12 protein-coding genes are annotated in these 15295 nt (G+C 29.5%); all 12 read right to left on the minus strand.

The genetic code is table 4. The features are described 5' to 3' along the window. Positions 1-26 precede the first annotated feature (26 nt). The 12 genes from SERIO_RS03630 to SERIO_RS06315 all read right to left on the minus strand — a co-directional run bounded on the left by SERIO_RS03630 (position 27) and on the right by SERIO_RS06315 (position 15152). Positions 27-1610: a hypothetical protein gene (locus SERIO_RS03630; protein ID WP_047791518.1), complete on the minus strand. Its 1584-nt coding sequence runs from the start codon at positions 1608-1610 to the stop codon at positions 27-29. A 378-nt stretch (positions 1611-1988) separates the two neighbouring features. After that, positions 1989-2489, minus strand: a complete 501-nt coding sequence (locus SERIO_RS03635; RefSeq protein ID WP_047791519.1) for a hypothetical protein — start codon at positions 2487-2489, stop codon at positions 1989-1991. Between the two features lie 572 nt (positions 2490-3061). Continuing rightward, on the minus strand, positions 3062-4225 hold the full coding sequence (locus SERIO_RS03640) for a hypothetical protein (RefSeq protein WP_047791520.1): 1164 nt from the start codon (positions 4223-4225) through the stop codon (positions 3062-3064). 249 nt (positions 4226-4474) lie between these two features. Beyond that, a complete protein-coding gene (locus SERIO_RS03645; protein ID WP_047791521.1) occupies positions 4475-6109 on the minus strand; it encodes a hypothetical protein in 1635 nt (544 codons plus the stop codon). A 289-nt stretch (positions 6110-6398) separates the two neighbouring features. After that, a complete protein-coding gene (thrS, locus tag SERIO_RS03650; RefSeq protein WP_047791522.1) occupies positions 6399-8321 on the minus strand; it encodes a threonine--tRNA ligase in 1923 nt (640 codons plus the stop codon). A 257-nt stretch (positions 8322-8578) separates the two neighbouring features. Further along, entirely contained in the window at positions 8579-10015 is a 1437-nt protein-coding gene (gene pyk / locus SERIO_RS03655) for a pyruvate kinase (RefSeq protein ID WP_047791523.1), read from the minus strand. Between the two features lie 59 nt (positions 10016-10074). Continuing rightward, entirely contained in the window at positions 10075-11055 is a 981-nt protein-coding gene (gene pfkA, locus SERIO_RS03660) for a 6-phosphofructokinase (protein ID WP_047791524.1), read from the minus strand. Positions 11056-11194: 139 nt separating this feature from the next. Next, a complete protein-coding gene (locus tag SERIO_RS03665) occupies positions 11195-11824 on the minus strand; it encodes a hypothetical protein (RefSeq protein WP_047791525.1) in 630 nt (209 codons plus the stop codon). 24 nt (positions 11825-11848) lie between these two features. Then, positions 11849-12742, minus strand: a complete 894-nt coding sequence (gene tsf / locus SERIO_RS03670; protein ID WP_047791526.1) for a translation elongation factor Ts — start codon at positions 12740-12742, stop codon at positions 11849-11851. Positions 12743-12812: 70 nt separating this feature from the next. Next, positions 12813-13925, minus strand: a complete 1113-nt coding sequence (gene rpsB, locus SERIO_RS03675; RefSeq protein ID WP_047791527.1) for a 30S ribosomal protein S2 — start codon at positions 13923-13925, stop codon at positions 12813-12815. Positions 13926-14228: 303 nt separating this feature from the next. Continuing rightward, positions 14229-14861 carry a hypothetical protein gene (locus SERIO_RS06310; protein WP_053040836.1) on the minus strand — a complete coding sequence of 211 codons (633 nt, stop codon included), beginning with the start codon at positions 14859-14861 and terminating at the stop codon, positions 14229-14231. A gap of 3 nt (positions 14862-14864) precedes the next feature. Then, positions 14865-15152, minus strand: coding sequence for a hypothetical protein (locus SERIO_RS06315; protein ID WP_053040837.1), 288 nt, complete (start codon positions 15150-15152; stop codon positions 14865-14867). Positions 15153-15295: the final 143 nt, after the last annotated feature.

A 15295-nucleotide genomic window follows, 5' to 3' on the forward strand; every position in this document is an offset into this window, starting at 1 on the left:
TATCCCCTTTTTTATATAAATAAATATTAATTATTTATAGTTATAGAACCTTCAGCAAAATAAACGTTACTTGTGTATTTAATATTTTGGTTTGATCCAAAAGTAAAATCCATTGATCAACCACCTGCATATCCAAGATAAATTGAACCATCATCATTTAACTTATAAACTCCAGCTCCAAAATAGTTAGATATATCAAATATGTTAATATCTTCTAAAGTTTTGGCAATGTCACTATTAATAAAACTATCTTTTAAAGTTTTTATTAAAAAATTCGCGCTTTTATCGTCACTATTTTTTAGTTTTTCAAAAATTTCAGGACTTACTTTAAATGAAGTTTTATTTTGTTCCAGGTGGGCACTATAATTTTTATAGAATTCAACAATTATTTTTCCATAATTTTGTAATTTTTGATTTAAATCCTCTTTTGATAAAGTAATCTTTCCTTCAAAAACTTGGTTATTTCCTTCTTCACCAGTTGACATTAATCCTGACAAATTCATTCCATATAAATTAATAAAACTTAAGTCTAAATTAAAAGTTCATAAAGTTACAAATTTGCCATCTTCAATCTTAAAACCAGGAATATTATTATCTAAATATTTATTTACAAAAGTATCAGCTGTTAAATTTTCTAAATTATTACTGTCTCCAGTCCCAAAAAAGAGATAAGGCATAGAATGTCCAATATAAGGATAGAGTTGACCAGTCTTAACTCCCCCGTTTTGGGAAGCTCAGGTTGTAAAATTATCTTTATTGTCAAAAAATGATTTTGGATTTGCTAAAAATTCTGTTGAATTAAATTTAATTTTATAATTTTGTAGGTCAGAATTTTTTATAAAATTTTGAAATTTATTTTTTAACGCATCACTTATACTTGAAAGTGATGAGATATCAAATGAATTATAAATCTTTTGAAATTCTGCTGTTTTATTTAAATCTATTTCAGTGTTTTCAGTCATAAATTTATCTAATTCTGCTTGTAAAACTAAGTAGATTTTATTGTTTAGTAATGTAGCAGCATCAATGTTATTTGTTATATTTGATGTTTTATAGAGTGAGTCGGTTTTATTAAGTTCTTTTAAATTTACTTTATATGAAAGGTTCAGTTCAATCCCAACCATTTTTGTATTTTCAATTCCGGGAATATCGATATCTAAATCCTTTATTAAACTTTGTAAATCAACGTATTTAATAGTTGCTTTTAGATCATTCGAATTATATTCAATTGGATCACTATTTTGATAGTAATTTGAATATTCTTTTTTAATTATTTGATTTACTTCTGTGATTGTTTTAGTAACTACATCAGATAAATAATTTAAAATTTTTTGATCATCTGGTTTTGTATTATCCAATTCGTATGAATCATTGATGTTATCTACTTTATCATAGATAATTTGTAAATTAACATCATCATCACTATCAATATAATTTTTAAATAAATTATCATTTAATAGTGCTTTTACTTCTTTTGAAATTGCAAGTAATATATCTTGATCATTATTGTTTTCCTCATTATTTGATACCTTAGCAGAACAACTAACTAGTGTTGTTAAACCTGTTCCACTGATAGCAACTGTTCCTAAAAAACTTAGTAATTTTTTCATTTTGGCCTCCTAAAATTGCTAAATAAAAATAGTATTTTACAATATTTCCCTTTATTCTTTAAAGGGATACACTTAATTATACTTTTTTTTGCAAGACCTATTTGGAATTATGTAAAAACATATTTTTAATTAATTTCGGGAAAATAAAAAAGGAAAATTAATATCCTTTAGTTAAATAACTATTGAGGTGATAGTTATGAATTCAAAGAAAATTAAAAAAGATGACAAAAATAATATAAGTCACCTTTTTAATTATTTTATTTATCTAGAATTATGGCATAAATGCCAAATTAATAACTACCTCAAATATTTTTGTTATCTAAAAGTAATGTTTTCAAATGATGCTTCATAATAACAACCACTTGCACTATTGGAAGATTATTCCATAACAGAATATCCTCAATAAATATTATGATCATCATGCCATAAAGCAAGAGTAAAATTTAATTCTTGGTGAGAGTATCCTTCTGCTTCGGAAGAATATGCAATTCAAACTGCTTCGGTTGAACTTACATCACTACTAATATCACTAGTAAAAGCTCGAATTTTATTAACTTCACTTCCAGTTCACGCATAAACATGGATATAACCACTAACAGTAACAGTTGGATATTTGTCAATGAAGGCTTCTCAACTATTAGCATAGTCTAAAAAATTAAAAATAATATGAGTTTCACCATATGCAGCTTGTGAAGAAGTACCATTAAATGAATCTTCTTTATAAAAGTTAAGATCAACTTTTATTGTATCATCAGCTTTTAATTGGTTAGTAGTTTTTACTGATATTTCATCAAGATTTGTTTTTGCATGCATTGTTGCACCTAGTGCACTACTAACACCAATCACACTAGTTCCTAAGATTGTTAATAAATTTTTCATAATATAAATTACCTTTCTTATCTTTATTTTGCGTCCCGCCCATGAAAATATTAAGAATTTTAGTTAATAAAAATTTTATATTATCCCACCCAAAATACGTTGTTTTATTTAAAACTATTTTTTTAAAAACTATTGATAATTAATGTTCTCTAATTTATCCTTTGCCCCAATTATAAACCTTCTAAATCTAAAAACAATATTTTTTATAAAAAATTATAAAAAATAAGAAATTATTTTACTGTTACTGACCATACTATTTAATTTATTAATAATTAATTTAATTAATTTTTAATCTTCAGTTTCTATTTTTGTCATTTGATTTAACAGATCAGTTTAACTAAGATCATTTTTTCTACTTTTTGATATTTTGTTAACTTTGTCACTAAAACCCATTTTCTCTTAAATAATTTTGTCTTATTTTGAGTGTTCAAAAAAACTTTATATCAAATATGAACTTCGTAATAAAAAGTTATGTATATTATATGTTGCAAAAAAAAAAAAAAAATGTTTGTTATTTTTATAGTTAAAATAACAAACAAATAAAATATTTTTATAATAATTATTAAAAGCTATTAACGGTGAGTAGTTGGAGTTTCTAATGATACTTCAACAGAATCTGATTTTTTTTGGCTTAGTTGCTCATGGATTTCGTGTTCACGTTTTTGATTATTAGTTTTTTTAACTCTTAGTTCTGAAGTTGATGATAAACTATCAGGGTTACTATCAGAACTTGTGGTTGCCAGATCATCTTCGGGTGGAAATTCTACTATTACACTGGCATCTTCTAAACTAGCAGGTGTTTGTCCAGTTGTTGTTCCATATGAAGAAACCGAAGCTCGATCGTCTAATAAAGAAGTATGTTCAGATGGTTCTGAATTAATTGAAATATTAGTTTCTAAATCATTACCTGCTTGGTGATTAAAATAAGCAGTTATTAAATTTTGGGTTATAGTGTAAAGTTCTTTTCCAACTCCTAAAATGGCTGGTAAGGCAGCGGGAACAATTCCTAAACCTATAATATCTTGGGCATTTTCAATTCCTAATAAATCAATTTGTTGGTAAGTTAGAATTGAAAATCCAACAATAGCTAATACTGGAGGGGCTAATTTTCTAACTTTGTCAAAAGCTTGTTTTAACATTGGATCATCGCTATTGGCTGGATATAAATAATCAATTCCAATATTAACTAAATCAATAACTTGGGCAGTTGTAAAATAACCACTAATTTGATTAAAAAAAATGTCTTTAATGGCCGATAATTGGGTTAAATCATATTGTGGTCCTTTATTATAAAAATATGTTTGGATTGCCCCCGCAACGTTTCCAATCACAGTATTAAATACTGACATTACTCGATTAGCAATTTTAGCTTTCATTCCAATTGTGGCATGATTAAGATTATAGTAATCTTTTAAGATTGAGTCACAAATTAATAAAATTGGCTCAGGCATTCGGGCAAATTCTGCTGTTCTTGTTCATAACCCAAATTTTTCCATATAAACAGTTCCCATTAAACTCCCTGAAGCTTGTAAAATATTCATAATTCTAGTTTTTCATGTTTCTTGTAAAGTGTTAGAAAATTTTTCAAGAAAACCTGGTTCTGGTGGTGTTTCTTCTAAATTTTCCTCGTTTTCACCTACAATACTATCTTCACTAGAATCAAGATCTACCTCAACAAATTCATCTTGTTTTTCTTCACTAGTTAATAATTGTTCTTCTCCACTACGTGTTGGCATAATTAATAAATCTCCTTTAACTATTTATCTGTCAAAAAATATTTCATAATTTTTAAAAGAAACTTTAGAAAATAATCTTAAAAAAAGAACACCTATAAAATTAAAATTTTATAGGTGTTCTTGACACTCAAACAAAAATTATTCACAAATTTATTTATTTCCTAAAGTCGTTTTAATTTTATCATAATTTTAAAAATAAAAAAGAAATCTAATTCCTTTTTTAAAATTTTATTAAAAAATATCCTAATTTTATCGAATATCTTCGCTGCTGTTTATTAACTCAGTAATTTGTTGTTCTCTTATTTGATTATTTTTCTTATGTTTAACTAAATTATGTTCACAATCTTGTTTATCTTTATTTTTAATTGCTAAGGTTAATCACTCAAAATATGATTCAGTAATTTCTAATTGTAACTTCGGTAAAAAATCTTTGGAACCTAAACTATTATTTTTATATATAGTATTTTCTAAGTGTCAAATAATATTATCAATTACCTCTTGCATATTTAAAATACTGTGTTGATTTTCTAAAAGGTCATGCTCTTTTTTGTGATGATTTTTCTTAAATAATGCTGAAATAAACTTATCACTGGCACTAATATTTACTGGCTTATATTCTCTTAGTAAATAAAGTTGGGCTAAGTTATAATAATCATTTTTACTTACGATCTCAGCAATTTCTTTTCATAATCAATAAATCTCTTTTTTATTATTTTCATATAGTTTAGCATCATTAAAAATTTTTTTATTTTTAATTAAAAAACTTTGACAATAAATAACACATTTTCCATATTCAATTAATCAAAAATTATTTTTAGAGTTAGCAGTATTAATAATTGGATTAAAAAAATTTAATATTTCAGATATATCCTTTTCGGTAAAATTAAAAAAGATATTATCATTAATAAACTCATTTTCTTCTTTTGATAACTCAAAATTATCAAAGAAACTTCTGGGGGTTGTTAAAAGATATCAAAAAATATTAAGTTTTTCGCGATATTTTAAAAGTTCATTGACTTTAATTGAAAATGGTTCAGCTAAAAGTTTACTAATTCTGTTTTCTTCTAAATTAAGAATTGCCTTGAATTGGTGTAAAAAATCTTGGGTAATACTTTTATCTTGAAATATTCATAATTTCTCTTTATTTTTAGTGAAAATTTTCAAAATAAAGTTAGCAGTTAGCCCATAAGTCAGATTTCATCCAACATCTTTTAAAGCATTTAAATTTGCTTCTTTAGTAATTTGGTACTTTGAAAAAAATGCAAAAAGAAAACTATTTTCTAGGGTATTTCTTTTTTTATTTAATTTTTGTATTTCCATTGCTAATTGGTCAAAATTTAAATCATTAATTTTTATTTTTTCATCATATTTTTTATTTTTCTCATTAGCTCTAATAAAAAGTTTATCCACTGTTTGCAGTGCCCTATGCCATTCCTTAATTTTTATGATATTAATTTTTTCAAGCATTGGTGCTAGTTCTAAATAGGCTATAATAAATTTAAATGCTAATAGAGTACTATAATCAATATTTTCTTTTGCAAGTGCAGATGAGTTTTTTAAAGCATCATCTTTGGGAAAGAAATTTATTAATTTAGAAGCTATTACATTATTAGGTTTAGTATTTCATATCTCATTAAAAAATTTTTGCTGTTTAGTTTGCGGTAAAATATTTGGTTTTATCATCCCAAGAATGTTCTCTACTTGACTAAAAATTTCTTTGGTAATATTTCTATTATTAATTTTTAAATATTTAGTAATATTTTGATTAATAAAATTTTCGGTTTCAAGCACAAAATTATACATTTCAAGATATTCTTTTTTAAAATTCTTAACTATGTTATATTTTTTTTCAAGCATTAAAAGTTCTTTTGGTATTGAATTCATTCATATGTCTCCTGTTCTGATCATTAACTTAAAAGAATATTTTTTTGATATTAATTAAATGTTTGAATTATTTGTTATGATTTTAAATTCCAAACTTTTGGTACTTTAAGTACTCTTAGGTATAATTATAAATTTTAAAAATTAAAATATTGATTCATTAAAAATCTTTTTTAAACAATTTAAAAATCTCAAAATAAAGATAATATAAAAATTATTAATTGATAATTATTCTAATTAAAATGGTTATAATACAAAAATAAAAAAGGAATAGTTTTCCTTTTTTCATTCCTTATTGACGACTATTAATCCGATCATTTAATAAAATAATAAATTCATCAAAGCCAACGGTTATCTGGTCTTCTTGACCATATAATCGATAAGTAATTGTATTGTTGTTCATTTCATTATCCCCTAAAACTAGTTGATACGGAATCTTAGAAACTTGAGCATCACGAATTTTGTAACTTAACCGTTCATCTCGGAAATCAATGAAAGTTCTTAATTTTAAGGTTTTTAGTTTTTGATAAATTTCGTGAGCATAAGGAAGATGAGCTTCGTTAACCGGAATAATGGCAATTTGGCGGGGTGCTAACCAAAGTGGTAAAACTCCCTTTGTTTGCTCTAATAAAATTGCTATGAACCGTTCATAAGTTCCAATCAAGCCGCGGTGGATAATTGTGGGGGTTGCTTTTTCCCCATTTTGGTCAATATAGGATAAATTAAATTTTTGGGGTAATAAGAAGTCAAATTGTAAAGTTGACACGGTAATTTCATGGTTTAAAGCAGTTTTAATTTGGATATCTAACTTTGGTCCATAAAAGGCCGCTTCCCCAGGCATCGGAACATATTCAATTTTTAACTCATCTAAGGCTTCTTGGAGCATTTTTTCCGCATGGTTCCACATTTTATCATCATCATAGTATTTTTCTTTGTCATTAACATCACGCAAGGATAATGAATAATAATCAACTTCAATGTTAAAAGCTGTTAAAGTTTCATTAATTAGTTTAAAACAACGTTTAAATTCTTCTTTAATTTGGTCATTACGAACAAAAATATGCGAATCAGTTAATTGCATCATCCGAACTCGTTCTAAACCTGTTAAACTTCCTGATGATTCATAACGGTGCATAATTGCATGCTCAGCTAATCGTAATGGTAATTCTCGATAACTACGGGGTTTTGAATTATAAATAGCAATATGGTGGGGACACGACATTGGTCGTAAAACACTTACTTCGTGGTCTTGCACCATTGGTGGGAACATATTTTCTTTATAATGGTCCCAGTGCCCCGAAATTTTATACATTTCACTGGTCCCAATTACCGGAGTATCAACTTCAATGAAATCATATTCTCATTCTTTTTCGCGAATAAAATCTTGAATTGCCCGCTTTAAACTCATCCCGTTTGGTAGTCAAATTGGTAACCCTGGGCCAACTAGTTTATCAAAAGTAAAGATTTCTAAATCTTTACCAATTTTACGATGATCACGTTCCTTACGTTCAGCCAGGATGGTTAAAAACTCGCTAAATAATTCTTTTGATAAATGGGCAGTTCCATAAATTCGCTGGAGCATTTTATTGTTACTATCGTCTTGTCAGTAGGCCCCCGCTAGTGATAAAATTTTATATGCTTTAACATATTTTGCATCAACCGCAGCAAAAGTATTATAAATATATGTTTGATCATCTAATAAATACGAACATTTTTGTGCTTTATCTGGTGGTAAATCATTTATTAAATCTAATACATAAGAATTATCTTGGTAAATTTTTTTTAAATCTTTAATTGGTGAACAAACACGAGTGATTTTAATATTATTTTCAATTAATTGTAAAGTTGCTTGGGCAATCTTATCCAAATCGGTTTCTTTGATACTAATTTCGGCATCAAAATCTACATAAAAACCATCATCATTTAAACCAATCTTTGCAATTTTTATTGCAGGATCGAGATTAATTAATGCTTTTGCGGTTAATAATCCGGCCGTATAGTTAATAATTTGTCATCCTTCCTGGTCCGATTCTAAAACTAATTTGATGTTGGCATTACTAGTAATTAAATAATCATATGACCGCATTTGGTCATTAACAATTGCCCCTAAAGTTCGTTTCCCTAAGCTAATAGCTAAACTAGTTGCTAGTTCTTTCACAGTTAGGGGGTTCGCAAATTCTTTTAAACTACCATCTGGTAATGTAATTTTAATCATTGTAATATTTTCCTTTCTAATAAAAAACGCTCATATTGAAATCTTGATCAGATTAACAATAGGAGCGAATTATCGCGGTACCATCCCGTCTTAAATTAAAAATTAACTTTTAATTTATCTTTCACACTTAATATCGAAAAGTGCTTAAACGTAAACTACTGTGGTGGGTAGTAGAAGCGAGATTTAATTGCTAAGGTCTCATTATCCTTAACTTCCTGTAAATTAATGTGTCCCACTCCCGTGTCCCTTTCGTTTAATTATTTAATTGTAATTTCACGTAATTCTTCGTTCCGAGCGAAAAGAATTTTGCTGCCTGGTTTGGCCCCTCATTTTTTGGCAACTTCCATAATGGCATTATCATCAGTTTTAAAACTTTCATAATTAGCTACTTTATTCATAAAAATTGAGTGTCATACTCCAAAGGCAGTGTACAAGTGTTCAATTGGTGAAACTCCTAAGATTACTACATTGGGGCGGAATTTTGAAATTGTTTTTAACAATTCTCCAGTGTTTGACACAACAACCGCATATTCATAATCCCCATCTTTTGATTTTTCCGCTAATTTTCGGGCAATTTCGGCACGAACACCTTTTGTTGATGCACAAGCATTTTCTAATTGTTTTTCATAATATAATTTTGAATAAAATTCATGTTCAGCTCGTTTATTAATTGTTGCCATGGTGCTAACGGTAATAAATGGATAGTCCCCATTTGCTGATTCTCCGGATAACATTGTGGCATCAGCTCCTAATTCAGTAGCAAAATAAACATCAGTAACTTCCGCTCTGGTTGGGTGGGGATTATCGGTCATTGTTTCTAACATTTGGGTTGCAACAATCACAATTTTCCCCGCTGCACGACACTTACGAATAATTACTTTTTCTCAATATGGCACATCATAATATGGAATTTCTAATCCTAAATCTCCCCGCGCAATCATAATTCCATCGGCAGCTTCAATAATCGCATCAATATTATTAATTCCAATTTGTGATTCAATTTTCGCAATAATTTGAATATGTTCAGCATTACCCTCTTTTAATAACTGGCGAATTTCTTGAATATTTGCTGCTGTGTTTACAAATGAGGCTGCAATATAATCAATCCCTTGTTCAATTCCATATTTGATATCATTAATATCTTTTTCGGCTAAGAATGGTAAGGTAAAGTCAACCCCTGGTAAATTAATTCGTTTGTTTGTTTTAACTAAATGATGATTAAAAGCGGTGGTTGTAATAACCCCTGGTTTCACATCATTAACATTTAATTGTAATTTTCCGTCATCAACTAACACCATATCGCCAATTTTTAAATCTTGTGACATGTCATATGAGACAGTAATTTCAGTTCCGGTTCCTTGCCGAGCTTGGTAATCTTCGGGCATTGAATAAATGGTTACTTTATCCCCCGCTTTAATTTCTTGTTTACCATCTTTCATTTGACCAACTCTAATTTCTGGTCCTTTAGTATCTAGTAAAATTGAGATTGGTTTTCCAATTTTTTCGCGAACTTGTTTAGCTCACACAATCCGTGCTCCTTGCTCTTCATGATCCCCATGGGAAAAGTTTAAGCGGATAGTTGTCATTCCACAATTAAACAATTCTTCAATTGCTTCAGCTGAATGCGTACTTGGTCCAATTGTTGTGATAATTTTAGTACGTTTCATTTTATCTTTTAAATCAATTGTTGTCATTCTTTATTTTATCTCCTTCTTCAAAAATTTACTTACAAAATTATTGTATATTAAATTTCCTACTTTTTATACATATTATTATTTAATTCATCAAATTCTAACCAAATATCTTTGCGGCTAGCACGGGGAATACTTAAGGCTTCCATAATAGGGCGCGCAACAATTTCATCGCCAATATTACCAATTGCTAACCCCCCCCTGTTTGCAATTAACTGCTTAACAGCAAACTGGGCCATTCGAAAAGCACGGTAGCGTTCCATCGCCGTTGGAACTCCTCCCCGTTGGGTATGTCCTAACACTGTGGCTCTCGTAACATAACCACTTATCGCTTCCACTTTTTTAGCTAGCTTATGAACATCGGGGTAAATCATCTCACTTACAACAATCACCACACTGCGTTTATTTGCTAAAAATAATTGTTTAGCCCGTTCAGCAATTTCTTCTTCGGTTAATGCTGCTTCATTAATAGAAATAATATCAGCCCCGCCGGCAATTCCAGCATATAGCGCAATATCGCCACAAGCATGACCCATTACTTCCACAATTGAACAACGATGGTGTGATTGCATTGTGTCACGTAAGCGATCAATGGCTTCTACCACAATATTAATTGCCGTATCAAATCCAATTGTATAGTCAGAAGAAGTAATATCATTATCAATTGTTCCTGGTAACCCAATACAGTTAATCCCCATATCCGTTAACTTTTGAGCCCCTTGATAACTACCATCGCCGCCAATCACAACTAAGGCATCAATCTGGTGCTTTTTTAAATTAGCAACTGCTTTTTCACGGACACTAACTTCTTTAAATTCTGGCAAGCGCGCACTACCAATAATAGTTCCTCCTCAACGTATGATGCTATCGGCAAAGTTGTTATCAACACTCTCAATCCAATCATTTACTAGTCCTAAATAACCATCACGCACAATATATGTTTCTAACCCTTTCGCATGGGCTGTTTTAATGACTCCGGCAATCGCCGCGTTCATTCCTTGTGAATCACCACCCGAGGTTAAAATCCCAATTCTCTTAATCATTTCTTACATCTCCTTTTATCTTTTTTTATTTACACAATTATTATTTTATTCTTAAAAAAGACTTTGTAAAGAATTTCAAGAAAATATTTCAGAAAAACCAAATTAAAAAAACCATTTAAGAAATTAAATGGTTTGGTGGTTATTGTTCTGAATTTTCACTTGGTGGGGTTGGTTCGCTAGGTTGGCCACTTGGTTTCGAACTTGTTGGTTCTGATTCAGCTACCAACAATTGTTGGTTTAATAACGCTATGTTATTTAACACAAATTGACCAGATTGACTAGCTAACGAAAATTTACATTTCTTTTTACTCCGTGAACCTTCAGTATAATAGATAATAATTTGTTTTAAGCGGTTATTTTGTTCAACTTTCGTAATTTTGCGAATCAAAATTCGTTCTCCTAAAAAAGCAATTTCTTTATCATCAATCCCAATGGCAATTGTTTGTAAAAAGAAGAAAATATAAATTCCCACAATAATTGTAATTGCAAACGCAATGACAATTAAAACAATCATTGTTGCTTGGTTTGTACTATCAATCGCAAATCCAAAGACATAGTTAATAACTAAAATTGGAATGTTTAAGGCCAAAATACTAGCCATAAAAATTAATACTTTTTTATTAATAAATTTTTGGGTAAAATCACGTTTATTAAAACTAACTAAATACCCGGCAATTGATAAGCTAACAGCGACAAACAAGAAGGTTGCCATTGCTAAGGCAATTAACATTCCCTTTTGATCATCTAAATATGCGCTAAAATATAGCATAAGTTACTCACACCTTTCGTAATGTTATTTTTTATTTACTTGAGCCATAACTTCAGCGGCAAAGTCAACAGTTGATTTTTCAATCCCTTCCCCAACTTCATAACGAATAATTTTGGCAACAGTACCGCCGTTATTTTTTACAAAATCACTAACTTTAAAATTAGGGTCAACAACAAATTGTTGGTCTAATAATGACATTTCTGATAATTGTTTGTTTAAACGACCTTCAATCATTTTTTCCAAAATATTATCTGGTTTTCCGACATTTTTAGGGTCATTTTTTGCTTCATGAGTTAAGATTTCTTTTTCTTGGGCTAAGTACTCTTTTGATACTTCATCACGTGAAACAAATTTTGGATTCATTGCCACAACGTGCATTGCCACTTGTTTTCCGTGTTCTTCTTGCACTTTCCCATCAAATAATACTAACGAAGCAATTCTTTTATTTGAATGTCAGTAAATTCCAAATGATTGGTCATTGTTTTTTTCAACAATGGCAAAACGGCGAAGGGTAATTTTTTCCCCAATTGTCGCAATTGCATGGGTAATTACTTCTTGTAAAGTTGTCCCGTCAATTTTAATTTGCATTGCATCTTCAATATTTTTAACATCGGAATTAACCAAGGCATCCCCAATTTTTTTTACTAAATCTAAGAATTTTTGGTTGTTAGCAACAAAATCAGTTTCGGAATTTAGTTCATAAATAACTGCTTTGTCCCCTTTTTGGACAATTCCAGTTAACCCCTCCGCCGCAATCCGATCAGCTTTTTTAGCGGCTTTGGCAATTCCTTTTTCACGAAGTCATTTGATTGCTTCGTCAATATTACCGTCTGTTGCTTCTAACGCTTTTTTAGAATCCATAATCCCAGCGCCAGTTTTTTCGCGTAATTCTTTTACTAATTGTGCTGAAATAGCCATTATTTCAACTCCTTTCTTAATTAAATGCTTGTATATTATGTTAAAGGTTACAATATTTATCCTTTGTTAATTATTTTGCTGTGATTTTGCCATCCACAATATTTAAGTGAGGAATTAAAGCATTGATCATGTCAGCTTTTTTTCCTTTTTTAACCGCAAAGGGTTCACCAATTGTTTCTAATTCAGCAACGGTTAATTTTGCTAAACTTTTTTCTAAATCATTGTCAACAACAGTGATGGTACTTAATTGGTTATCTGCTGCTTTTGCAGGTGCTTGTGGTTCGACAGTTGGTTTAACTTCTGACTTTACAGTTGGCTCATTGTTAACTTTTACCGCTGGTTGTTCTGAGTTATTACCAGTTGGGTGGTTGTTACGGGGGTCACTTGCATTGCGATCTTCTGATCTTTGGTAATTACCACGGCGATCATTGTTATTACGATTATCATTATTAAACTCACGCTTAAATTCCGAAGGTTTAAATTGGGGTTCTGGCATTTTAAGACCCATCGCATCCCCATATAAGTCAGCAACATAATGCGTTAAAATAGCAATACTACGAGCAGTATCATCATTTCCCGGAATAACATAGTCAATTCCATCCGGATCAACATTGGTATCACAAATTGCAATAACTGGAATTCTTAGTTTCCGTGCTTCGCGGACAGCAATGTGTTCTTCTTTCGGATCAACTACAAATAACGCTTGGGGCAATTCTTTCATTCCTTTAATTCCCCCTAAGAATTTTTCTAACTTCTCTTTTTCCTTTTTAATTAATATTTGTTCTTTTTTTGGTAATAACTTTAATTCACCACTTTTTTCTTGGCGTTCAATGTTTCACAATCTTTTTACCCGTAAGTGAATAGTTTTTAGATTGGTTAAAGTTCCTCCTAGTCAACGTTGGTTAACATAAAAGTTCTCACTTCTTTCTGCCGCATCTTTAACAATTCATTTTGCTTGTTTTTTAGTTCCGACAAATAGGATTTTCCCTTTTTTGCTAGCAATGACAGCCATTAATTTTTTAACATCTTCTAATCGTCAAATTGTTTGTTGCAAGTCAATAATATGAATTTTATTTTTTTCACCATAAATATATGGTTTCATCTTTGGATTTCATCGTTTTGTTTGATGCCCAAATTGCGTTCCGGCTTCTCATAACATTTCTCTTGTCAATTCTTTTACCATAATATATTTAATTCTCCTTTTCGTTAAAACTTCCATTTATTTCGAACATTTACCACTTATTAATTCAACTATAAGCACTCGGTAAATGAATCCATAAATGTGTATTGTATACCCGATATATGAATACAAGCAAATTCATTATAACATAAAAAGCAAATTATCCTAGCAAAAATAAAAAATGCTAAAAAGTTAGCATTTTTTAAAGGCTGTTTTTTTAAATTAATATTATTATTCGGTCCGACTTATTATTTAAATCTTTCTTAAAATAGTTTGTTTTTCTGAAATAATTATATTAATTTAATTTTATAGATTTAACGCCTCTTTTCACCCATTCACAAATATTTTAATATCCTTATTCGGAACAAGCAAGATATTTTGCGCACTAATTTCCCCAAATAAATTATTATCAAGATCACTAGCAAGGTGGCTTAGTTGTTCTTTATTTTCTTTTTGCTTGTTTAAAATTGCCATTGCGCTGGTATATAAGAAATAAATAAAGGCAATTCCATAACCAAAACTAATTGCTTCGCTTAATAAATGGGCAAACCTAATTTCATTAAACATCAACGGTGAAGTGTTAATTCGGCCAAGTTTTTCAAACAGCGTTGTGATTAATAATAAATAACCAAATTTAAAAACATTACTTTTTTCATCACTACGAGCAATTCAACCACATAACTGTAAAATTAGAGCAAAAATAACCATCACTGCTAGCGTTGATAAAACAAAAGTTCAGTTAATTCGCGTAGAATTAAGACGTGAAAGATTATTAATTATTTCCGGAACTACAATAATAAAGGGTAACCCATAAATTATGTATAATAAGGAATGCACCAATTTGCGATTATTAGCTAAAATCGCAAAGGTAATTAGTAATTGGATATAAGAATAAAAAGTTAGGAGAGAAAAGTAATACTGCTCATCAAGTCGTCACATTAATTAAAATTCTTCAAATAACGTTTCCAAAAAAAACATCCCAAATCCAAAAATGATGGCAATTATTTTACTAATCGCATAAACTAGTTGGTGACGTTTATACTGGCAATTATAATAAATAAAGATTCATGATGATAATAAAGTAACAAGAAAAATTCCGGCCAACACAAACATTCATAAAAATAAACTAAAAGTTCCGGTTTCCAAACGGTTTTTATCAATTCACTGAACTAAGTTTGGACTATCGAAGATATTTTTGATTAAAATATCTCCTAAAAAAACTTTCCCCACTTCCTCACCTACTTTACTGTTAACAATTATTCATTCTTGCTCTTATTGTATCGTTTTCTTAAAAATTTACAACTTTTTCGGACCAAAGTCAGGAAAAAAAGCAAAATTTTTAAATATTTTTAGAAAATATTTCATAAAAATAT

Origin of the sequence: Spiroplasma eriocheiris (genome assembly GCF_001029265.1) — a bacterium.
Taxonomy (GTDB): Bacteria; Bacillota_I; Bacilli_A; order Mycoplasmatales; family Mycoplasmataceae; genus Spiroplasma; species Spiroplasma eriocheiris.